Below are 20,498 nucleotides of genomic sequence, written 5' to 3'. Positions count from 1 at the left end.
TAGTTTCGCTCTATTGATACCGACCCCGACCCTCGACTTCCCGGAGTTGGTCGAGGACCGCCTCGTCGCCCGCCTCGGCGTAGGCGTCCTCGAACGCCTCGCGGAGCGCCTCGGCGTCGTCGGCGGTGCCATCGAGGCTCTGACCGAAGACGTGGAGGTCCATCGCGTAGTCCTCGGCGTCGTCGGTGTAGTAGCCGAGGCCGAAGTCGATGAGGTAGGTCCGGTCGGCCCGGTCGGTGGTCGCGTCGCTCTCGGCCCGTTCGCTCGGGTCGGACGGCGCGCCGCGCCGTCCGACCCGGACGTTTCGGGTCGTCGGGTCGCCGTGGACGAACCCCGCGGCGTGAATCGCGGCGAGGTGGCGGCCCACGTCGCGGGCGCGCTCGGGAGTCAGCCCCTCCCGGAGGTCTGTCTCGCCCACGCGCTCGAAGACGAGGGTCCCCTCCGCGGGGTCCACGTCGTAGACGACCGGGGTGGGAACGCCCTGCCTGCGGGCCTCGCTCGTCAGGCGGGCTTCGAGGACCGTCCGGTCGCGCCGGAGGCGGTCGTCGAGCTCCGGGTGGCGGTAGCTCTTGGGTAGCCTGCGCTTGGTGACGGTCTCCGCGCCGATCTCGACCGTCGCCTCCGCGCCGGTCACCTCGTCGCTCTCCTCGCGCCGGACCGCGACGGACTCCTCGTCCGAGCGCCACCCGACCGCCACCTCGTCGGGCCGGAAGTTCGGGTCCACAGCCGACTCGTCGATGTCGAGGGTGTCGCCCGCCCGGAGCATCTCCGCGCCCAGCACCGCGATCATCCCGGCGTTGTCGCGGAGGAATCGAGGTTCGGGCGCGTAGAAGTCGGCCCCGCGCTGGTCGCACATCTCCGCGAGCATCTCCCGGAGGCGGGCGTTCTGCCCGACGCCGCCCCCGAGGACGAGTTCGTCGCTCCCAGTCAGCGAGAGGGCGCGTTCTGCGACCTCCGTGAGCATGGCGAAGACGTTCTCCTGCAGGGAGAAGCAGACGTCCTCGACCGGGACACCCTCGTCGTGGGCGTCCTTCGCGGCGCTCATGATGCCCGAAAAGGAGAAGTCCATCCCCTTGACCACGTAGGGGAGGTCGACGTACTCGCCGTCTCTCGCGGCCTCCTCGACCTTCGGGCCGCCGGGATGGGACCACCCGAGGTGGCGGGTGAACTTGTCCAAGGCGTTGCCGACCCCGGTGTCCATCGTCTCGCCCAACACGCGATACCGGCCGTTGCGATACCCGAGGACGTGAGCGTTCGCGCCCGAGGCGTTCAGACAGACCGGCGAGTCGAACCCCGACTGCTGGCGGCCGATCTCGAGGTGGGCGACCATGTGGTTGACCCCGACCAGCGGCACGTCGAGCGTCCCCGCCAGCGCGCGCGCGGCGGTCCCGACCGTCCGCAGACAGGGGCCGAGTCCGGGACCGCGCGAGAACGCCACGGCGTCGATTGGCCCGTCGGCCTCCGCGAGCGCGGCCTCGACCACGCGCGGGACGGCGTCGCTCATGTGCTCGGCCGCCTCGCGCGGGTGGATGCCGCCGCTCTCGGGCTGGTAGGCGTCGGTCTCGATAAAAGCGGTAGTCGGGTCGTCGTCCGTGTCGTATACCGCGGCGCTCGCGGCCCACGCGGTGCCCTCGATACCGAGGACGCGCATCGCCCTACTTCCACTCGGTGTAGCCACAGCGCCCGCAGTGGAGGCGGTCGCCGTGGTCGGCGAGGAACGAGTCGCCACACCGGGTGCACTGCTCATTGTCGGTGGTGCCGTCCTCGTCGTAGAGTTCGTATCGCGCCATTATTCGGCCTCCTCGGCTTCGGGTTCGGCGTCGGCGTCGGCCGCGATCTTGTTGCGTTCGAGCATGTGGTCCTGCTCGACGTCGCGGGCGTGCTCGGGGCTGTCGTAGACCTTGGCGTAGCCGACGGTCTTTCGCATCCCGAACTTGGTGTTCATCTCGTGGACCACGACCTCGCTGGAGTCCTTGTCGAGCTTCGCGGCGAGGCTGTCGCGGACCGACAGCCGCGAGGGGGTCGCTTCGTCGTGGACGATCTGGAACCGCACTTCGGACCGGTGGAGCATCGGATTCTGCTCCTCGGAGAGGATTTCGACTTCCATGTGTGCTCAGTTACTCTGTTATTCTCCTCGTAGCGTGTAAAAGGATTTCGAACCCACCTTTTCCTGCGCTCGAACGCGCGGCGTCGCCGCGCGTTCGAGCGCAGGAAAAGCTGGACCAAAACACCGTCAGAGCGAAGCTCTGACGAGCCGTCGTTCACTTCGCTCACGACGACACGGCGTCACCTCCTCCTCGGAGATGCGGCGGCGAAGCCGTCGCACTTCTCGGTCGAGGGTTCCTTGGTCCGCTCGCTTCGCTCGCGGTACAGAACGTATTGCGCGCGCTTCGCGCGCTACACTCAGAAAGTCCAGCCGGTGCGAAACCTCAGGTGGATTCCAGCACCTTGAACAGTTCCTCGGGGTCCCCGTCCATCCGCCCCAGCAGGTCGCGCATCGCTTCCTTCCGGTCGTCTGTCACCGTCGCGTGGACCATCCCCTCGTCGGGCTGGCCGTAGACGACGCTCGCGCCGACCGGCGCGGCGAGGAGGGCGGGGAGCGCGACGAGGTCCTCCTCGCCCTCGACCACGATGACCGTGGGTTCCGGGTCGGCGAGCGCGTCCCGGAGCGCGGCGACCATCTCGCGGGTCAGCGTCCCCGCGGGGTTCTCGACCCGGACCTCGCGGGCGCGTTCGCCCGCGCGGGCGACCCCCTCGGCGACATCGTCGTCGACCGCCTCGCGCTTGGTGAGGCCGTCGACGACCGCCACGTCGGGCGTGACGCCCGCGCGTTCGAGGTGGTAGGTCACCACGTCGCCGACCGCGACGAGCGGTCCGTCCACGTCCGAGAGCAGTCGCTCGGCGTCGGTCAGAACGGGGCCGAGCGGCTGCTTGAGCTCCCCGCGGAGTTCGAGCGGGAGCGAGACGAGGACGTCGCTCACGGTTGCCCTATCGGACCTTCAGCGCGTACTTGCCCGGCTTGGTCACTTCCATCTCGCGGGCGATCTCGCTCTCGTCGGGATGGGTGATGATGACGTATCCGGCCCAGTCCTCGGTGAGGCTGGTCGACCCGCAGATGGGACACGTATCCTCGTCGGGGTCGGTCACGGCGTGACACTCCCGGCAGGCGAGGCGGTCACCGGCCATGGTTACTCACTCTCGGTTGCCGCTTGGCGCTTCTCGCGGTCCTCTTTGAGCCACCCGTGCTTGCCGAGGCCCACCTGCTTGGCGGTGAGTCCGATCTTGCTCTCGCGCGGATTGCGCTCGTCGATGCTCTTGGTGACGATGCGCGCCCGGACCGAGTCGCCGACGCCGAGCGTCCGGTTCGACTCGCGGGAGGCGAGCTGCTGGTTCTCCTCGTCGTAGGCGAGGTACTCGTCGGAGATCTGAGAGACGTGGAGCAGGCCGTCGACCGGCCCGATGCCGACGAACGCGCCGAAGTTGACCACTTCGACGATTTCGCCGTCCACGACCTCCTGCATCCGGGGGTCGAACGTGACGGCGTCGAACTCCGCCTCGTAGTAGACCCCGGGGCGGTTCGGGAGGACCGCGCCGTCGCCGATGTCGTGGACGTCGACGACGCTGACGACGCTCCCCACGTCCTCGTCCATCCGCCCTTCGAGTTTGTCCTGCAGGAGTCGCTGCACCAGTTCCGGCGTGACCTCCGCGAGATGCTCGGGGGGTACCTCGACCGTATCTTTGAGTCTGACCCGTTTGTACATGCTATGGTTGAGTGATTGCGAGTTTGTTCCGGCCCCTTATATGAATTACCGGTGTGCCCGCGTCGAGCAGGCGTCGCTTGAGCGGGGCGTCGTTCGTGACGACGTAGTCGAACTCGGGCGCGAGTTCGACCAGCGCGTCGTCGGCGTACGGTTCCTCGTGGTCCATCGTCCGACAGCGGTCTGCGAGGTCGGCACCCACGCTCGCGGCCACGGCTTCCTGCCCCGCGCCGTCGGCGAGCTTCGATAGCTCGTCGACGACCGCGCGGGGAGCGACGCACTCGAAATCGCCGAGGAGGCGTTCGACCTCCTCGAAGATCCGCACGTCGCACTCGACCGGCATCATGAGCGCGCTCGTGTCCATGCCGACCACCGTCATCTATTCGCGCAGGGTGCCGACGCCGATGAGCCGCCAGCGCGCACCGATGCGGCGGTTGATGGCGATCTTCGCACCTTCGGGCGCGCAGACCGGACGCTTGAGCGCGACCTCGCACTCGCCCGCGCGGGCGCTCGTGACGGAGCCGACGGTCGTCGCGGTGCCGACGGTGAGCATCAGCGGCTCGCCGGTCGAGATGTCCTCGACGTCCTCGTCGTCGACGCCCACGAGGCGGTCGAGCAGGTCGACCTCCATCGTGAACTGTCGCCACGTCGGCGGCAGCGTGCCGGGCGGTCCGGCGACCTGTCCCGCGAGCGCGTCGCCCTTCGTGAGGCTTGGGTCGAGACCGGTACCGACCCCGAGCAGGCCGCCCGGGGTCACCTCGTCGACCTGATCGCCGCCCGCCTGAAGCGAGCGCACGTCGGTCTGGATGGGTTCCCAGCTGGTCTCGCCGCCCTCTTCGACCTCGCGGCCGGGACGGAGTTCGATGTCCTCGCCCGCGGTCAGCTTCCCCTCGACCAGACTGCCGCCGAGGACGCCGCCGACCAGCCCGTCCCACGTCGTTCCGGGACGGTTGATGTCGAAGCTCCGCGCGACGTACATCCGCGCGTCGGCGTCGGGGTCGCGGTCGGGGGTCGGAATCTCGCGCTCGATGGCGTCGATGAGGAGGTCGATGTTGACCTCCTGCTGGGCCGAGATGGGGACGACCGGCGCGTCCTCGGCGACGGTGCCCTCGACGAACTCCTGTATCTGGCGGTAGTTGTCCTCGGCCTGCTCGCGGTCGACGAGGTCGACCTTGTTCTGGGCGATGACGATGTTGTCGATGCCGATGATGTCGAGCGCCATCAGGTGCTCTTCGGTCTGGGCCTGCGGGACGGGCTCGCTGGCGCTCACCACGAGCACCGCGCCGTCCATGATGGCCGCACCCGACAGCATCGTCGCCATCAGCGTCTCGTGACCGGGCGCGTCCACGAACGAGACGGTCCGGAGCGGCTCGCTCTCGCTGCCGTCCGGACACGTCTCCTCGACCGTGTAACACTCCGGCGCGTCCATGCCCGGGCACTGCCGGAACGTGGCGTCTGCGTACCCGAGCCGGATGGAGATGCCACGCTTCATCTCCTCGGAGTGCTGGTCGGTCCACTCGCCGCTGAGCGCCTGCACCAGCGTCGTCTTCCCGTGGTCGACGTGGCCGACCAGTCCGATGTTCACCTCCGGTTGGGTATGATTTCCTGTCAAGGTTACCTCCTGAGAGTAATCCTGTTGGGAGTTTCGCCCCGAACGACTGATAAACCTACTGTTCTGGTCCGAGGGCGGACAGAGAGTTCTTTATAAACCATTTCCATCTGGATTGAGTTCTACTTTCAGTTCATCCGGGTAGAACCGGTCACCGACAATCTGATAGACTTCGTGAGCAAAGCTGTCTGTGAATACACGGATATCGTCATCATCAGCGAAACGAACTACCTCAAGACCATTACTCAAGTAAGCACCAACATAGTCTAATTCGTCGGGGCTAGCTAGTGTCTGACCTTCAAGTAATCTTACTCTTTTTGAAACGAACTGGAAGAAATCATCCGGAGATTTAAAGCACTCGGAAATTACTTGAAGATCGTATACACTTAGTACATAGGGTATATTGTCTTCAAAGTCGGTAATCCGGTTATATTCTGTTGTCGCAATCCAGTCATATTGTTCTCTGAGAATCACCATGGATTCAAATTCATCATATTTTCCAGGTGATATCCTAGTTTCCTCCCCAGAGACTTGGAATTCAGTTACAGTATTGTTTTTAATACCCTCGATTAGTTTTGTTGCTTGATCCCGTGCATTACCGATACCTCTCATGACGTTTTTCCTGGTTTCTTCATAATCACCCGCTCTTGTTGGCAGAGTTAGTCCTTGAGTTTTGCACTCTATTACTAAGCATTTATTCTTATGGAAAACAACTATATCTGACTCACCGTCTTCCCCATTAATTTCGTATTTAGGATTTAGAAGAACCTCTGACTCAGGGAAGAGCCTCTGGATGCTCTCATATGCCCACTCTTCCACATACTCTCCCCATTCATTACCAAATTCGTAATCATCAATATTTCGCAAGTCGTAGTAGAAGGTTTCTGCTATTGCCCGGTAAAACGCCTTGAAATGAGGGATGATATATTCACCGTCAGTCTCTAAAATTGGACTTTCATGGATGGGATTATGCTTGTATGGATATCGGAAGTCTTTCTGAGCACCGATTGTGGTTGTCATCCGATTTAAGAAGCAGTCAAATTCTTCGCTCTGGAAATGTTCTGACAGCTTTTCCTCACTAATCCATAATTCTCGCCTTCTTGCTAGATACTTTTCATATGATCTACCGACTATTTCTTGGGATTCCCTGAACTGCTCTGAGTTCCAATAGTTAGAAATGGCTTCTTCGTCCTCACCGTGTTCTTCTAAGAATAACAGAAATTGGCCATGTCCGATTCTTGCCTTTTTTGAAAACTCTGCCATTTGCTCCATCATACTTTTCACTCTCATAGAGAATATCTTTATAAGTTCTCTTGAAAAACGGATAGCGTCGTCAATTGTGAATCCTAATTCTTGTTGGAATATTCGATTGTGTGGTGAATACGCTCTTTTCGCAGCTTCAAGATATTGACCGGCATAGACGAATCTTCCTGAAGCTAACTCACGACCTAATAGTTGATGTTTTAATGTTTGTTTCGTTCTTTCTGTTTCGGATAGGTCTTTCGGTGAGGAAGGAAAGTCTCTAAAAAGATAGGCGAAGATGAGCTCTTCCGATTTGTCCTGTATTTCTTCATATTCTATTTCCCCATTTGAAGATACATCGGTCGTAGAAATTAGGCCTAATAGATACTCAATCATTTTAGGTGGAATTCCAACAGTATCACCTTGAAAATCTGGATCATCAGAAATCATTGCAGACCCGACATAGTTCTCCATGAGAGAAACGACTAACTTCTTTGTATCAGATTCTGAAAGTAGAGCTAGCAGTTCATCGATTAGTTCTTCGACATTAGGTCCGTCAATGTCTGTAGGTTCTACCGAAGAAAAATATTCTGAGATATCTGCATAGAATGCATTATCCGTTTCCATTGTAGGAACTGAATCAAGTATATCCTCATTTTCTTCCTCTTCACCTTTTGCTTGAGCTAGCATACTTCGCGCTTTTGCAGGATGTTCCTGATAACAGGAGTGGCAAATTGCCGTTTCATGTTCCACATGGCTCTTCGTAGGTTTGCCGCAGATTGCACAGTTTTTCATTATGGATAAGTTGCTCTTCAACAAATAAAAGAACTACCCTCAATAGACCTAATGTAGAACATTCTACAAAATCGCGATTAAGGCAACACTTTAGCCGGATGCGGCCGCTACTCTTCGGTATGAGTGGAACGACCGGACCGAGCGCCGAGGAGTCGGCCCTCCGAAACTGCGAGGACTGCGTGGCTCCCGAGGAGGCGTTCTCGGTCATCGCCAACGAGAGCAGGCTGTCGATTCTGGAGGCGCTGTGGAAGGCCGACGAGCGCCCCGTGAGCTTCTCGGAGCTCCGGCGGGAGGTCGGCATGCGAGACAGCGCGCAGTTCAACTACCACCTCAAGCAACTCACCGACCACTTCGTCGTCGGGACCGACGAGGGCTACGACTTCCGGCAGGCGGGCAAGAAGGTCGTGCGGTCGATACTGGCGGGGTCGTTCAACGAACATCCCGAGATGGAACCGTTCGAGCTCGACGAGACCTGCGCGCTGTGCGGCGGGAGCCTCGAAGCCTCCTACGACGACGAGATGCTCGCCATCGACTGCCTCGACTGCGCCAAGAACCACGGTCGCTATCCCTTCCCGCCGGGCGGCCTCAACGACCGCACCCGCGGAGAGATCATGGACGCGTTCAATCAGCGCGTGCGCCACCTCCACTGCCTCGCGGCCGACGGCGTCTGTCCGGAGTGCAACGGCCGGATGAGCACCGCCATCACCCACGACACCGAGGACTACCTCGGCCTCGGAGTCCGGGTCGACCACCGATGCGAGCAGTGTCGCCACCGGCTCTACTCGGCGGTCGGCCTCTCTCTGCTCGACCAGTCGGACGTGGTCACCTTCCACCGCGACCACGGCGTCGACGTCTGCACGAAACCCTACTGGGACCTCGCGTGGTGTGTCACCGACGAGCACACCACCGTTCTCTCGGAGGACCCGTGGCGGATTCGGGTCGAGATTCCGCTGGGTGACGAGGTGCTGGCGGTGACCCTCGACGGCGACCTCGACGTGGTCGAGTTGGAACGCGAATGCGGCTCGACCTCCTCCGAGAGCGCCCGGGTGGCCTGACCGCGTTTTCTCGACCGCGGGTCCGGAACGACTTCGTCTCCCCGCGCCACACCTGACACGTTCGTTACAGGATTCGAGTCCAGTAACGCCGCCTACAGAAATGTATTTCAGATTATATTTTTGGGCGCGGGGGTCCACTCTTCGAGTGAGGAACGAACCCATGAAATCGACTCGACTTCGACGGACCACACCGACGGTCCGACGGTTCCGTCCCGGACCGCTCGATGGCCGATTCGCCGAGACGCTCGCGCTCTCGGTCACCGCGCTGGTGCTGATGGCGGCGGTCCTGCTCGGGGGCGCGGTCGTCGCCGCGGCGGCGACGACCGCGCCGGTCGGCGTGCCCCTGCTGGTCGTCGGCTGGGCCGCCACCGTCGGACTCGCGTTCGCGACTCCGCTGGTCGTCGTCGGCGGAGTCGTCGGACTGCTCGAACGCCGACAGTAGCCACGGATTCTTTCGGCCGGAAAGGGGCGCATCCGGCGACAATCGTTAACTCGCACGAGAGACTATGTGGTGTACTAGCATGTGACACCACACCGGAGGCGGAGACCGAGCGTCGAACCGAGCGGGCGACTCCGAACGGGACCGAGAGGAGCGACCGACACGAGTGTCGTGGTGGGGCGTCCACGGCCCGGAGTCGCTCCGCGCCGTGGACGCCGGGGATGACCCGCGCGACGGGGACGAATCGGAGACGGCAACCCCCGAGTACCCCGCGGTCGCGCTGGTGACGAGGGCGCGCGACCCGGCCGACGACGGCGACCGCGAGCGCGAGCGCGAGGAATCGCTTGCCCCGACCGACGGTTGAACCGCCCGCCCCGACCGACGGCCGACTCCGCGAACGGCGGCTTTTTCTCGTCGGAGTCCCGAACGGAGAGCGTGCGAGAGTTCCCCTTCGAGTTGGCGCTGTGCGCGCACCTCGAAGCCACCGAGGACTGGGTCGTGGGGCGTCAGATCGGCGGCGGCGTCCGCGCGCCCGCCAACCGAATCCTCGACGTGGTCTGCGTCGAACCCGGTCCGGCGTTCGACGCCCGGGCGGCCCTGACGCCCGAGACGATTCCGGACCCGGCCATCGAGAGCGACGTGGGCGTCGGGCGCGCCCGCGACCCCCGCGAGGCGTTCGACTGTCACCCCGAGCGCGCCCGCGGCCTCGCCGACCGCGCAGTGGACATCGGGTTCTTCGAGCGCGCGGTCGGCGGGGGCGTCCGGCGGGTCGCCCGGTACCCCGACGAGTGGTTCGGGCGGCTCGTCGGCATCGAGAACAAGCCCGACCTCGACTCGCCGGGCGACCTCGACCTTCAACTCCGGAAGGACGCGAGCCTCGGGGTGGTCGACGAAGTCGTGCTCGCGACCGAGAGCTACGTCACGGGCGCACACCTCAACCGCATCCCCGAGGCGGTCGGCGTCTGGCGGTTCGACTCCGAGACGGGCGACCGCGAGGTGGTCCGGGAAGCCGAGCCCCTGCCCGTCTCGGAACCGGGCGTCGAACTCCTCGCCGAACGCCCCCTGCGGGCCGACGTGGCACTCGTCACGGCCGACGAGAAGGCCCGCCAGCGCAGGCGGATGGCCGAGCGCGCCTACGGCAAGGGGTGGCGGACATACGACTTGCCGGGGTGCGCCGAGATGGAGTCGGCGACCCGCGAAGGGAGCGACGGCCTCCCGTTCTGCGCCTGGAAGGGGCGGGTCGTGAACCCCGCGGCGTGCGGGCCGGAGTGTCCGGGCCACGACCCCGCCGACCCGCCCGACGTGGACCTCGCGAGCGCCCGCGAGGGCCGGACGCCGTGGGTCGCCGACCCCGAAGGGCGGGCACGCAGGCAGTCGGGGCTCGACCGGTTCGGGTGAGCAGTTCGGTCCGGAGGCCGACAGAAGCTACAGTTCCTCGTACTCCCGTTTCAGTTCCATCACCACGTCTTCACCTCTGAAGATGTGGACGAGTTCCTCGTAGAAGGTTTCCGAGAGTACGGCCGAGAGCGCGCGCTCGGCGTTCCTATCTTTGATGACGATTCCGACGCGGTCGTAGTCGTAGGCTCCGAGCAGTTGAATTGCGCGCCCACCGAGCGCCGGGTCGGTCCGTTTCACCTCGTCCTGTGGGACCTTTTCGAGTTTCGCTATCCGTTCGTGTGTCCGGTCGATGATTTCGCTCGCTCGCGGGCCGTCGTGGATTCGAATACCCTCGTTCATCGCGGGGAGCCGAACCATCCAGTCTTCGCGCCGAGCGACGTACAGCCAGTCACCCCGGCCGTACTCGTCGGCGTCGTCCCGTTTCAGTTCCTCGGCGACCCGCTCGGTCAGATACAGCGTCTTGTCGTTGTCGGTCACGTACTCGACGACGGCTTCTCGTTTCCGGTTGCCGGAGCGACCCACCATGCTCAGAAAGCTCGTGTCCGAGACGAGCGCATCCGGAAGCTCCGCGAACGGAGGCGTCTCTACGAGCGCGGGAGTAGCGTCTCGATTCATCGAATCTAATCGTGCGTGTCGGTCGGCTCTCGGACGTACGTTGCATCCGCGGTGTCGAGGTCGTGAACGTCGAAGTCGTACGCGGTCAACACCGGGTCGGCATCGCCCAACAGACCGACGATTCCCTCCAGAGCGATGGTGATGGTAATCGCCTCGACTTCGGGAAGGTCGAGTTCTCTGGCGACGCCACGCCGCGTCAGGTCGCCGTTCAGATACGCGACCGTTCCGGCGACCGCGGCGGCGAGTTTCGTGTATCCGTTTCGCTCGATGAACCTGTCGATGTCGTCGTCGACCGCTCGCGCTCCCGCGGCGGCGATCACGGTCGGTGTGACGGTGAACTGCTCGTCCTCGCCGGTCGTCACGGTGAAGATGACGGGGTCGGTCGTCAGCTGCTTCTTCCGAGCGCTGTCGCTCACGTCCTCGACGAGACCGGTCTCTTCGAGTTCGTTGACGAACTTCGAGGCCGAACTGGGCGACATATCCAGACGGGAGTCGAGTTCGCTGACGGTCGTGGGCTGATTGAGTAGCACGTCCGTGTAGACACGAGCGCGGCCAGCGTCACGAACCAGGTCGTTCGCCACGAAGAACTCCCGAAACGCATTTTCGCTCTCGTGGAGGTCACCAGCCATATCGTGAATCTCGGCGCTCATCTGAGTACACAATACATGGACTGTGTATAAAGAGCCTTCGGTGACTGAGATAGCCATCCTCCGGTGAACGAACCGGGATATCCCCGAGAGTCATCCCCCAGCGTCGACGGCGTGCCACTCCGTCCTCGATAGCGCGAACGACGGAGGTATTTTTGCTCTGAAGGCCGAACGACCGTGCATGTACGACCGAATTCTCGTCCCGACCGACGGGACCGAGCAGGCCGCGGTGACGACCCACGCGCTCAACGTCGCCGAACTCTGCGACGCCACGGTCCACGCGCTCTACGTGGTGGACCAGAAGGCGCTGAACTACCAGCCCTCCGAGGCCGGGCGCGAGGAGACCCGGAGGACCCGCCTCGAAGAGGGCGAGGAGGCGACCGACCGCATCGCCGAGAGGGGGGCCGACCGCGGCGTCGAGGTCGCGACCGCCATCGAGGAGGGGACGCCCGCCGAGGTGGTCGTCGACTACGCCGAGGAGAACGACGCCGAGATGATCGTGATGGGCACTCACGGCCGCTCGGGCGTCGACCGCTACGTCCTGGGGAGCGTCACCGAGCAGGTCGTCCGAACCAGCGAGGTGCCGGTGCTGACGGTCAACCTCGCGAAACAGCGCCGGTCGGTCCAGGACGACGAGACCGCCGTCGAGCGGGCGAGGGAGGTGCTCGCCGACGAGGGCCACGAGGTCGCCGATATTCCCGAGGCCCCGTACCGCGAGAGCAATACGTGGCTGGTCCGGGCGGTCGCGGAGGACGGCGCGACCTTCAACGTCCACATCGACGCCTCCTCGGGCGAGGCGCGGGTCGCGCGCATCGGCGAGTAGACGCCCGGCATCGTCCCCATCTCGTCCCCATCGAGGGGCTACTCGTCCTCCCCGAGTACCCGACCGCCTCGCTCGCCCGCGGGCGAGCGAGGCGGATGACCCAAAGCGGGTGAGGCGTCGCCGACTGAACGTCCGTCGCCTGTCACGTTTCTCAACATTCAAAAGCGAGAGGGACGATAGCGGAAGGTATGCGAGCATCCTCGCGGCGGCGAGTCGCCGTCGCTGTCACCCTGCTGTGTTGCCTCTGGACGATGACCCCTCCGGCGACCGCGGGGGCGGTCGGGGCCGCCGGTGGCGGTTCCGCCGCCGACCTCGGGGTGGCCCAGACCGCCCCGGACGACCCCTGCGTCGGCACCGTCGACGAGCCCGCCGACGGGATGACGGTCGTCAGCGTGCAGGGCATGCGGTTCGGCGACGACGGCGGCAAGCGCCCCGCGAAACTCGTCAGCTTCGGCCCGAACGGCGAGGTCCAGTGGGTCCACGACAGCGCCGACGAACACGACGTAGTGTGGAGTTACGACGTCGACCCGATGGAGAACGGCAACATCTTCGTGACAGCGACCGTGAAGGGTCACGAGACCATCTTCTACGAGTTCGACCCGCGCACGCAGGAGACCGTCTGGAAGGAGCGGATGGACATCGCCGACACCCACGACGCCGACCTCATCAACGGCAACGAGGAGATTCTGGTCGCTAACATGCGCAACTACGACGAGGACAGCGGGGAGAACGAGGACCGCGTGTTCGTCTACAACCGCACCACCGAGGAGATCGAGTGGGAGTGGCACTTCGACGACCACTACGACCCCGACGACCTCGCCGAGAACTACACCGACGACTGGACCCACCTCAACGACGTGGACAAGGTCGACGACGGCGAGTACCTCCTCTCGCCCCGGAACTTCGATCAGGCCATCGTGGTGAACCGCTCGACCGACGAGATCGACATGAAACTCGGCGAGGACCAGGACTACGACACCCTCCGAGAGCAGCACAACCCCGACTACCTCGAAAGCGAGGAGGGCGACCCCACCATCCTCGTGGCCGACAGCGAGAACAATCGCATCGCCGAGTACGAACGGCAGGGCGAACGCGACTGGAGTCGGACGTGGACCCTCCGGGGGGACCTCGCGTGGCCCCGCGACGCCGACCGACTCGCGAACGGCAACACGCTGGTCAGCGACTCCTCGAACCACCGCGTGGTCGAGGTGAACCCACAGGGCGAGATCGTCTGGGAGGTGTACGCCCCGTGGCTGGTCTACGACGCCGCGCGCGTGAGCCAGACCAACGAGAGCGGTGGGCCGACGATGGCCGACCGCGGCGCGACCGGTACCGCCGAAATCACGGGAAGCGAGGCCACCCACGACAGCGGCGACGACCTCGAACCCTGCCACGAGAAGCTCGAGAACGTGACCGGGTGGGCCGAGGGCCAGTCGCCGGACGAGGCGACGAGCGACGCCGACGGCTCGACCACCGAGGACGCGCTGGGCGAGGAGACCGACGCCACCGACGGCGAGTCGGCCGAGCCGACCGACGACGCCGACGCCGCCTCCGACGTGCCGGGCTTCGGCCCGGTCGCGGCGCTCGCGGGGCTACTGCTCGCGGTCGGAATCGGTGGACTTCGCGGGCGTCAGAGCCGGTAGCGCTCGCCGTCGACCGCCAGCGGCTCCTCGAACGCCTCCTCGACCGGGTAGTAGTGAGCGAGGTGGACCAGCCGCGTCTCCGCGGCGTCTAGCTCGTCGGCGAGCGCGAGCGCGCCTTCCCGGGTCATGTGCTTGGTGCCGAACGTCCGGGCCACGCCGTCGGGACCGTGGTGGTCCCCGCCCTCGGGGTGATGGACGCAGAGGTCGGCGGGGACGATGGCGTCGGCGAGCAACAGGTCGGGGTCGGCCAGCGCCGCCCGGCTCTCGTCGGGGACGGCGTAGCTGGTGTCGCCGGTCAGCGAGAGCTTCGCGCCCGTCTCGGGGTCCGACACTGCGACGCCGTAACACAGCAGGGGCGGGTGCTCGACCGGCACCAGCCGCACCTCCAGCCCGCAGGTCTCGAACGGTTCGAACGGCTCGCGGTCGTGGACTGTCACCCGGTCGAGGTAGTCGTACTTCGAGCGAATCGTGTCGGCGACGCTCTCGCCGGTCACGGGGTCGACCTCGCTCGCGGCGTGGACCGGCAGGTCGTCGAACAGCCGGTAGGCGTTGCCGAGACCGTCGAGGTGGTCGAAGTGGATGTGGGTGATCAGGGCCTCGTCGGGCAGGGCAACGTCCCGGTGGAGGAACTGGTGTCGGAAGTCGGGACTGGCGTCGACGAGCAACGACTCGTCGGTGCGCTCGTTGCGAACGTGGACCGAAAAGCGGGTGCGCTCGACGCCGCGTTCTTCGGCCTCCTCGCAGGTGTCGCAGTCGCAGCCCGGCGTGGGCGTCCCGGTCGTGTCGCCGGTTCCGAGTAGCGTGACCTCCATCTACGCGGGGGTTGTCGTGCGGGGTACAAAGCTTTCCGGGGAGCCGAGTGGCGAAATCCAGTTCGGGTCCGGACGACAAATCCAGTTCGGGACGGCAGTGGTTCGGGGTGCCAGCCCGGGACGACAGTGACAGGTGGCATCGGCGTCGCCATCAGCCCCTTGGGTGCGATACACCTTAACACACCCACCGAATATAGACGGGTCGCACGTTCGTCGCGGTTCAGTGGTCGTGAGAGTGGCCGCCGTCGGCGCTCGCGCCGCCGGAGATGTCGCCGCCCGCGACGAGCGCGTCGTGGTCGCCCTCTATCATGTCCATGTCTTTGAGGTGGTCGCGCTCCTCGAAGTCCTCGATGGCGTCGAGGAAGTCGTCCTGCGTGAGTTCGGTCCTGCCCTCGGTCAAGGCGTCCAGCACCGCTTCCCGGAGCACCATCCGGAGGTCGCTCCCGGTCAGCCCCTCGGTCGCCTCGGCGAGTTCGTCGGGGTCGAAGTCCGAGATGTCCATCGGCCGGGTGATGAGCCGGAGGATGTCCGAGCGCATCCCGCGGTCGGGCTTGGGAAAGTTGACGATCTCGTCGAAGCGCCGCCACGCCGCGGCGTCGAGCTGGTCGGGGTGGTTGGTCGCGCCGATGAGCAGGACGTCGTCCTGAATCAGGCTGATGTTGTCGATGGACTTCAGCAGGGTGTTGACGGCGCGCTTGATGGCGGCGTGCTCGTCGCTCGCGCGGGTCTTGGCGACGAAGTCGAACTCGTCCATGAAGAGGATGCACGGCGACAGGCGCTTGGCGACCTCGAACACCTTCTCGACGTTCTTTGCGGTCTCGCCGAGGTACTGGCTGGTGATCATCGAGAGCTTGACCTCCACGAACGGGAGGTCCAGATCGTAGGCCAGCGCCCGCGCGGTCGAGGTCTTGCCCGTCCCCGGCGGGCCGACGAACAGGAGCTTGCCGATCTCCCGGAGGCCGATCTGGGCGAGGTAGTCGCGGTGCTCGATGGCCTTGACTATCTTCTGTATCTCTGACTCCTGGTCGGCGGTCAGCACGAGGTCGTCGAGGGTGGTCTCTATCTCCTCGGGCGCGCGGATGTCCACGAGGTCGAGCATCTCCTCTTCGTCCTCGTCGGCGAAGTACTCGGCGAGCAGGCCGTCTATCCACGCCCGGTCGGCCTGGACCGGCCGGTTGGCATCGCGGGCCGCCTCGTAGTCGGCCCCGTCGACCTCGCCCTCGAAGGCGCGGGCCAGCACCGGGTTGTGGAGCACGCGCTCGTCGCCGCGCTTGAGAAACCACTCCTCGGCCATGTCGGGCTGGGTGAGTTCGAGCTTCCCGGTGAACTCGTCGCGGTCGGTGAACATCAGCCCCGAGATGGCGCTCCAGGGGTTCTCGACCCCGGTCGCCCGGCGGGCGGTCTCGATGGTGGGCGTGAGGGGGCGCTCGATGCCGACCGGCGGGCCGTCGTCGCTGCCCGGCCGGTCGCGGTCGGCCGTGGCGTCGGGCCAGAACACCTGTCGATAGCGTGGGGGAAGGTCGTTTTCGTCCAGCTCGCGGTCGTCGTTGTAGACCCTCGCGGTGAGCAGGAATTCGACGACTTCCAGGGCCGCGTCGCTCATTCTCACGAGAATTGGCGTGGGAGGTGCTTAAGCGCGTCGAAGGCGGGACGGCGAGGTCGTTCGAGAGCCGACGACCGGGCCGCGGGCCTGCGGCCCGGTCGTCGCCAGCGACCGCCGGGTCACTCTCGCGGGGCGTTTACGTCGACGTGCGTCACTCGCGCACGCCGACGTGCGTCACTCGCGCGGGGCGTCCTCGTCGACGTAGACCACGACGCTACTGACGGTACACCCGCTGTCGTGGAGGAACCGGTCGACCTCGTGGCGGTCGTAGCCGTCCATGTGCTGGTCGATGTCGGCGGCGCTGTCGTAGGGGTCCGAGCAGGTGTCGGTCTCGCCGAGCGCGATGACGATGGGCGGCTTCTCGTCCATGTTCCCGAGGAGGTCGGCCCGGTCGGTGCTGTCGGTCTCGGCGTCGTAGGCCTCCATGTACCACGCGAACGGCAGTCGCTCGAACCACCCCGAGCCAGCGGGCGGTACGTCGTGGGACGACTCCTCGCCCGCGAGGTCTTCGCCGTAGTACAGCACGTCGATGCCGCCGTTGGCCTCGACGACGGTCTGCATCTCACCGAGCAGGGGCTTCATCTCGCTCGACGACTGGGCGTACTGGACGAGGTCGCTGTCGTCGCTCTGGGGGCTCTCGAAGGACGTGGCGTACGCGGTCGCACCGACCTGCGCGGCGACGACGAGCAGGACGAGCGCGGCGGCGGTCGCGGCGACGGCGTCGCCGTCGACCGCGCTCGCGAGTCCGAGCCGAGCGACCAGCGCGAGGCCGACCGCCGCCGGAACCACGAGGGGGACGACGGCGTGGAGCACTTCCCACGGGAAGGGGTTCGAGACGATGACCGGGTAGCCGAGGATGCTGAACGCCCCCCAGTAGGTCGCGAACGCGACCACGTCGCGGGGCCGGGAGTCGGCGTAGCGGTCCACGACGAACCCGGCGAGCGCGAGCACCAGCAGGACGCTCGCGCCCTCGACGTACGCGGGCACGAGGTCCATGAACATCGTCAGGTAGGAGTCCTCGCTCCCGCTTCCCCACTGGCCCGCGAACGCGTCCCACGACCCGACGAGCGCCTCCTCGACGACCGCGGGGAGCAAGAGCGGATTCCCGAGCGCCTCGTAGAGACCGGGCGTGTCGTTGTCGGCGAGTCGGTCGGTGTTCCGCGGCGCGTAGAAGAACACCACGATGGCGAGGAACTCCACGGCCGCGAGCGCGAGGTGTGGCACCCAGTGAGCGAGACCACGGAGGCGGTTCGCGATGTCCTCTCGGAGCAGTCCGAGGACGCCCCGGTCGCCCGCGCGCTCGACGAGCAGTCGGTGGTCCCACAGCAGGACCGCCGCGCCCGCCCAGCAGACCGGGTAGACCAGCGCGTTCTCCTTGGTGGTGAACGCCAGCGCGAACGCGGCGGTGCCCAGATAGAGGTGGCGGGCCTTCCGGGTGTCGTAGGCCCGGACGTAGAAGGCGAACGCCGTGAGCATGAACCCCGCGAGCAACACGTCGTTGCGGTAGAACCGCGAGTAGTAGAGCACGACGGGGTTGACCGCGAGCAGGAGCGCGAGCGCCACCATCTCCGAGCCGCGCAGGCGGTCGCGCAGGAGGAGCGCCACCAGCGGGAACAGGCCGCTCAGGACCGCAACGACCAGCCGCATCGTGAAGTCCGACGGCCCGAGCACGCCGAAGAGGTTGCCGTTCACGATCTGGGGGAACGGCCCGTGGACGATGGGTCGGTACTCGTAGACGCCGGTCTCGAGGTATCGTGCCGCCCAGTAGGCGACCCGAGCCTCGTCCTGATGCGCGATTCGAGTGCCGAGGCCGACGAAGCGGACCGCCAGCGCGAACAGGGTGACGCCGACGACGGCCAACTCGGCCCGGGAGGCGTAGCCGGTCAGGGTCTCGCGGGCCTTCCGGGTCGAGACGGGGGACTCAGTTTCCGAAGCCATGGCTTACCGGGCGACGGGCGGGAGTCGATCTGTGTACGACGCGAGAGAGGGGACTCATTACACGCTATTGCCCGCGGTCCGGACAAATAGTTTCTGGACCGACGCGTTCGGAGGGTCGACTGACCCGACGTGCGACGCCGACGCGTCGGCGTCGCACGCCCTCGGAAACTCGTCTCGACGCGGGCGGAGTTCTACGGTCCTTTAAGACCGTCGAGACCCGAAGGAGTGGTATGGGAAGCGACACCACTCCAGTCATCGCCAAGGCCGTCCGGACGCCGCAGGGCAAGGAAGACGGCGTGTACGCCGACGTGCGCAGCGAGGACCTCTCGGTCCCGCTCGTCGACACCATCCTCGACGAGACGGGGCTGACGGGCGAGGAGATAGACGACCTGATGTGGGGCGTCGCCCAGCAGCGCGACGAGCAGGACAACAACGTCGCGCGGGTCATCGCGCTGCTCTCGGACCTCGGGGAGGGCGTGCCCGCCGCGACCATCAATCGGTGGTGTGCCTCCTCGATGCAGGCAATCATCAGCGCCAGCGACGCCGTCCGCGCGGGCCAGCGACGGGCCATCATCGCGGGCGGCGTCGAGAACATGAGCCGGATTCCGATGAGTCAGGGCTACAGCAGCGTCCACCCGAGGCTCGCGGAGCTGTACAACGTCGGCGAACTCCAGATGGGGATGACCGCCGAGAAGGTCGCCGAGGAGTACGGCATCACTCGGGAGCAACAGGACGAGTACGCGCTCGAAAGCCAGCGCCGGGCCGCCGAGGCCACCGACTCGGGTCGGTTCGACGACGAACTCGTCCCCATCGAGACCGACGAGGGACTCGTCGAGGAGGACGAGGGCATCCGCCGGGACACCAGCATGGAGGCGCTGTCCCAGCTTCCGAGCGTGTTCAAGGGCGACGGGACCGTGACGCCCGGCAACGCCTCCCAGATTTCGGACGGCGCGGCCGCGACGCTCGTCACCAGCGAGGCGTTCGCCGAGGACCACGGCCTCGACGTGTTGGCCTACGTCGGCGACAACAACGTCGCGGGCGTCGACCCGACCGTGATGGGCATCGGCCCAGTTCCGGCCACGCGGGGCCTGCTCGAACGCACCGGCGAGTCCGTAGAGGAGTTCGACCTCGTGGAACTCAACGAGGCGTTCGCCAGTCAGTGCGTCTACTCCCGAGACGAGCTCGGCGTCGACCCCGAGAAGTTCAACGTCAACGGCGGGGCCATCGCCATCGGCCACCCGCTCGGCGCGTCGGGCGCGCGCCTGCCCGTGACGCTCGTCCACGAGATGCAGAAGCGCGACGCCGAGAAGGGACTCGCGACGCTCTGCGTCGGCTTCGGCCAAGGTGCGGCCATCACGTTCGAGCGCCGGTAATCGCCGCGAGCGGAGCGCGGCGCTACGCGCCGCGGAATTGCGAACGGTGGAACCGTGAGCGGAGCGAGCGTCCCGCCCGCTTCACTCGAATTCGGGGTCGAACACGTCCTCGATTCTGCAGTCGAATCGGTCGGCGAGCTTGAACGCGAGTTCGAGCGACGGGTCGTAGCGCCCGCGCTCGATGGCGTTTATGGTCTGGCGGGTCACGTCCACGTCGGCCGCGAGGTCGGCCTGACTCAGGCCGCGTTCGTCGCGTAGTTCCGGCAGGCGGGTCTTCATCGCTTGCGGCCCGCGACGACTGTCATCGCGGCGTAGGTGACGTACAGCACCGCGACCGCCCACGCGACTCCGGCCGCCATCGGTCCCCACTCGTACATTCCGAGCGCGTCGAGCGCGACCAGCGCGGGGAAGACGACCGCCGAGAGGACGCCGTAGAAGCCGATGGTCTTCGCGCTGGCGATTCGGTGGATGGTCTCGTCGCGCTCGTCGAACAGCGTCCCGGTGTGGCTGCGTTCGAGGACGAGAGTCGCGCCAGCGAGCGCGAAGAACGCCGCGACCGCCCAGAGTTCGTACCCGAACCCGATGAGGGTCCCGAACAGGACGCCAGCGAGTATCCACAGGCCAGCGTAGGCCCGCCTGTACGTGATTCGACCGCGTGTTTCGGTTGCCGTCATGGGTATCACGTCGAGGACACCATCTGTAAAGCGTCCTTTACAGTAAAGTCTACTTTACACTTGATTATAAATCT

Annotated in this window: 23 protein-coding genes; 7 read left to right on the top strand and 16 right to left on the bottom strand. The window is 65.3% G+C overall.

Features of this window, described 5'->3' with window-relative positions; all coding sequences use genetic code 11:
- Positions 1 to 10: 10 nt before the first annotated feature.
- From NGM10_RS10550 to NGM10_RS10510, 9 genes are all read right to left on the bottom strand, one after another.
- Positions 11 to 1,651, bottom strand: coding sequence for a bifunctional N(6)-L-threonylcarbamoyladenine synthase/serine/threonine protein kinase (locus NGM10_RS10550; RefSeq protein ID WP_253478370.1), 1,641 nt, complete (start codon positions 1,649 to 1,651; stop codon positions 11 to 13).
- A gap of 4 nt (positions 1,652 to 1,655) precedes the next feature.
- A complete protein-coding gene (locus tag NGM10_RS10545; protein WP_253478367.1) occupies positions 1,656 to 1,790 on the bottom strand; it encodes a 30S ribosomal protein S27ae in 135 nt (44 codons plus the stop codon).
- On the bottom strand, positions 1,790 to 2,107 hold the full coding sequence (locus NGM10_RS10540) for a 30S ribosomal protein S24e (protein WP_253478364.1): 318 nt from the start codon (positions 2,105 to 2,107) through the stop codon (positions 1,790 to 1,792). Before NGM10_RS10540 ends, NGM10_RS10545 begins: the two co-directional genes overlap by 1 nt.
- 322 nt (positions 2,108 to 2,429) lie before the next feature.
- Complete coding sequence (locus NGM10_RS10535; RefSeq protein ID WP_253478361.1) at positions 2,430 to 2,981, bottom strand: GTP-dependent dephospho-CoA kinase family protein; 552 nt, start codon at positions 2,979 to 2,981, stop codon at positions 2,430 to 2,432.
- Positions 2,982 to 2,988: 7 nt separating this feature from the next.
- Entirely contained in the window at positions 2,989 to 3,186 is a 198-nt protein-coding gene (spt4, locus tag NGM10_RS10530; RefSeq protein ID WP_253478358.1) for a transcription elongation factor subunit Spt4, read from the bottom strand.
- Between the two features lie 2 nt (positions 3,187 to 3,188).
- Positions 3,189 to 3,761 (bottom strand): DNA-directed RNA polymerase, encoded by a 573-nt coding sequence (locus NGM10_RS10525; protein ID WP_253478355.1) that lies wholly within the window; start codon positions 3,759 to 3,761, stop codon positions 3,189 to 3,191.
- A 1-nt stretch (position 3,762) separates the two neighbouring features.
- Positions 3,763 to 4,137, bottom strand: a complete 375-nt coding sequence (locus tag NGM10_RS10520) for a PIN domain-containing protein (protein WP_253478352.1) — start codon at positions 4,135 to 4,137, stop codon at positions 3,763 to 3,765.
- Entirely contained in the window at positions 4,138 to 5,370 is a 1,233-nt protein-coding gene (locus NGM10_RS10515) for a translation initiation factor IF-2 subunit gamma (RefSeq protein ID WP_253478349.1), read from the bottom strand.
- Positions 5,371 to 5,460: 90 nt separating this feature from the next.
- Positions 5,461 to 7,404, bottom strand: coding sequence for a hypothetical protein (locus NGM10_RS10510; protein WP_253478346.1), 1,944 nt, complete (start codon positions 7,402 to 7,404; stop codon positions 5,461 to 5,463).
- Between the two features lie 119 nt (positions 7,405 to 7,523).
- Here NGM10_RS10510 and NGM10_RS10505 point away from each other — a divergent pair, with 119 nt between their 5' ends.
- The 4 genes from NGM10_RS10505 (at position 7,524) to NGM10_RS10490 (ending at position 10,296) form a co-directional block, all read left to right on the top strand.
- Positions 7,524 to 8,459: a winged helix-turn-helix domain-containing protein gene (locus NGM10_RS10505; protein ID WP_253478343.1), complete on the top strand. Its 936-nt coding sequence runs from the start codon at positions 7,524 to 7,526 to the stop codon at positions 8,457 to 8,459.
- A gap of 160 nt (positions 8,460 to 8,619) precedes the next feature.
- Positions 8,620 to 8,901, top strand: a complete 282-nt coding sequence (locus tag NGM10_RS10500; RefSeq protein WP_253478340.1) for a hypothetical protein — start codon at positions 8,620 to 8,622, stop codon at positions 8,899 to 8,901.
- A 163-nt stretch (positions 8,902 to 9,064) separates the two neighbouring features.
- On the top strand, positions 9,065 to 9,262 hold the full coding sequence (locus tag NGM10_RS10495) for a hypothetical protein (protein ID WP_253478337.1): 198 nt from the start codon (positions 9,065 to 9,067) through the stop codon (positions 9,260 to 9,262).
- A 71-nt stretch (positions 9,263 to 9,333) separates the two neighbouring features.
- Positions 9,334 to 10,296, top strand: coding sequence for a DUF5787 family protein (locus NGM10_RS10490; protein ID WP_253478334.1), 963 nt, complete (start codon positions 9,334 to 9,336; stop codon positions 10,294 to 10,296).
- 27 nt (positions 10,297 to 10,323) lie between these two features.
- Here the strand turns inward: NGM10_RS10490 and NGM10_RS10485 are convergent, their stop codons facing one another.
- Both NGM10_RS10485 and NGM10_RS10480 read right to left on the bottom strand, forming a co-directional pair.
- Positions 10,324 to 10,911 carry a PIN domain-containing protein gene (locus NGM10_RS10485; protein ID WP_253478331.1) on the bottom strand — a complete coding sequence of 196 codons (588 nt, stop codon included), beginning with the start codon at positions 10,909 to 10,911 and terminating at the stop codon, positions 10,324 to 10,326.
- Positions 10,912 to 10,916: 5 nt separating this feature from the next.
- Positions 10,917 to 11,561, bottom strand: a complete 645-nt coding sequence (locus tag NGM10_RS10480) for a DUF7437 domain-containing protein (RefSeq protein WP_253478328.1) — start codon at positions 11,559 to 11,561, stop codon at positions 10,917 to 10,919.
- Positions 11,562 to 11,739: 178 nt separating this feature from the next.
- Here NGM10_RS10480 and NGM10_RS10475 point away from each other — a divergent pair, with 178 nt between their 5' ends.
- Both NGM10_RS10475 and NGM10_RS10470 read left to right on the top strand, forming a co-directional pair.
- Complete coding sequence (locus tag NGM10_RS10475; RefSeq protein ID WP_253478325.1) at positions 11,740 to 12,381, top strand: universal stress protein; 642 nt, start codon at positions 11,740 to 11,742, stop codon at positions 12,379 to 12,381.
- Positions 12,382 to 12,569: 188 nt separating this feature from the next.
- Entirely contained in the window at positions 12,570 to 14,024 is a 1,455-nt protein-coding gene (locus NGM10_RS10470; RefSeq protein ID WP_253478322.1) for an aryl-sulfate sulfotransferase, read from the top strand.
- Here NGM10_RS10470 and NGM10_RS10465 read toward each other — a convergent pair.
- The 3 genes from NGM10_RS10465 to NGM10_RS10455 form a co-directional block, all read right to left on the bottom strand.
- Complete coding sequence (locus NGM10_RS10465) at positions 14,012 to 14,836, bottom strand: MBL fold metallo-hydrolase (protein WP_253478319.1); 825 nt, start codon at positions 14,834 to 14,836, stop codon at positions 14,012 to 14,014. The two genes, NGM10_RS10470 and NGM10_RS10465, sit on opposite strands and share 13 nt — an antisense overlap.
- A gap of 220 nt (positions 14,837 to 15,056) precedes the next feature.
- Positions 15,057 to 16,439 (bottom strand): ATP-binding protein, encoded by a 1,383-nt coding sequence (locus tag NGM10_RS10460; protein ID WP_253478316.1) that lies wholly within the window; start codon positions 16,437 to 16,439, stop codon positions 15,057 to 15,059.
- A gap of 174 nt (positions 16,440 to 16,613) precedes the next feature.
- Positions 16,614 to 18,377: a flippase activity-associated protein Agl23 gene (locus NGM10_RS10455; protein WP_253478313.1), complete on the bottom strand. Its 1,764-nt coding sequence runs from the start codon at positions 18,375 to 18,377 to the stop codon at positions 16,614 to 16,616.
- 230 nt (positions 18,378 to 18,607) lie between these two features.
- Here NGM10_RS10455 and NGM10_RS10450 point away from each other — a divergent pair, with 230 nt between their 5' ends.
- A complete protein-coding gene (locus NGM10_RS10450) occupies positions 18,608 to 19,750 on the top strand; it encodes a thiolase family protein (RefSeq protein ID WP_253478310.1) in 1,143 nt (380 codons plus the stop codon).
- An 81-nt stretch (positions 19,751 to 19,831) separates the two neighbouring features.
- Here NGM10_RS10450 and NGM10_RS10445 read toward each other — a convergent pair whose 3' ends face one another.
- Both NGM10_RS10445 and NGM10_RS10440 read right to left on the bottom strand, forming a co-directional pair.
- Positions 19,832 to 20,029 (bottom strand): helix-turn-helix transcriptional regulator, encoded by a 198-nt coding sequence (locus tag NGM10_RS10445; protein ID WP_253478307.1) that lies wholly within the window; start codon positions 20,027 to 20,029, stop codon positions 19,832 to 19,834.
- Positions 20,026 to 20,424 carry a DUF2178 domain-containing protein gene (locus tag NGM10_RS10440; protein ID WP_253478304.1) on the bottom strand — a complete coding sequence of 133 codons (399 nt, stop codon included), beginning with the start codon at positions 20,422 to 20,424 and terminating at the stop codon, positions 20,026 to 20,028. The genes NGM10_RS10445 and NGM10_RS10440 overlap by 4 nt, the downstream gene beginning before the upstream one ends.
- Between the last annotated feature and the right edge of the window lie 74 nt (positions 20,425 to 20,498).

It is taken from the genome of Halorussus salilacus, from assembly GCF_024138125.1.
Lineage (GTDB): Archaea > Halobacteriota > Halobacteria > Halobacteriales > Haladaptataceae > Halorussus > Halorussus salilacus.
This window is presented reverse-complemented; position numbering and strand designations above follow the sequence as displayed.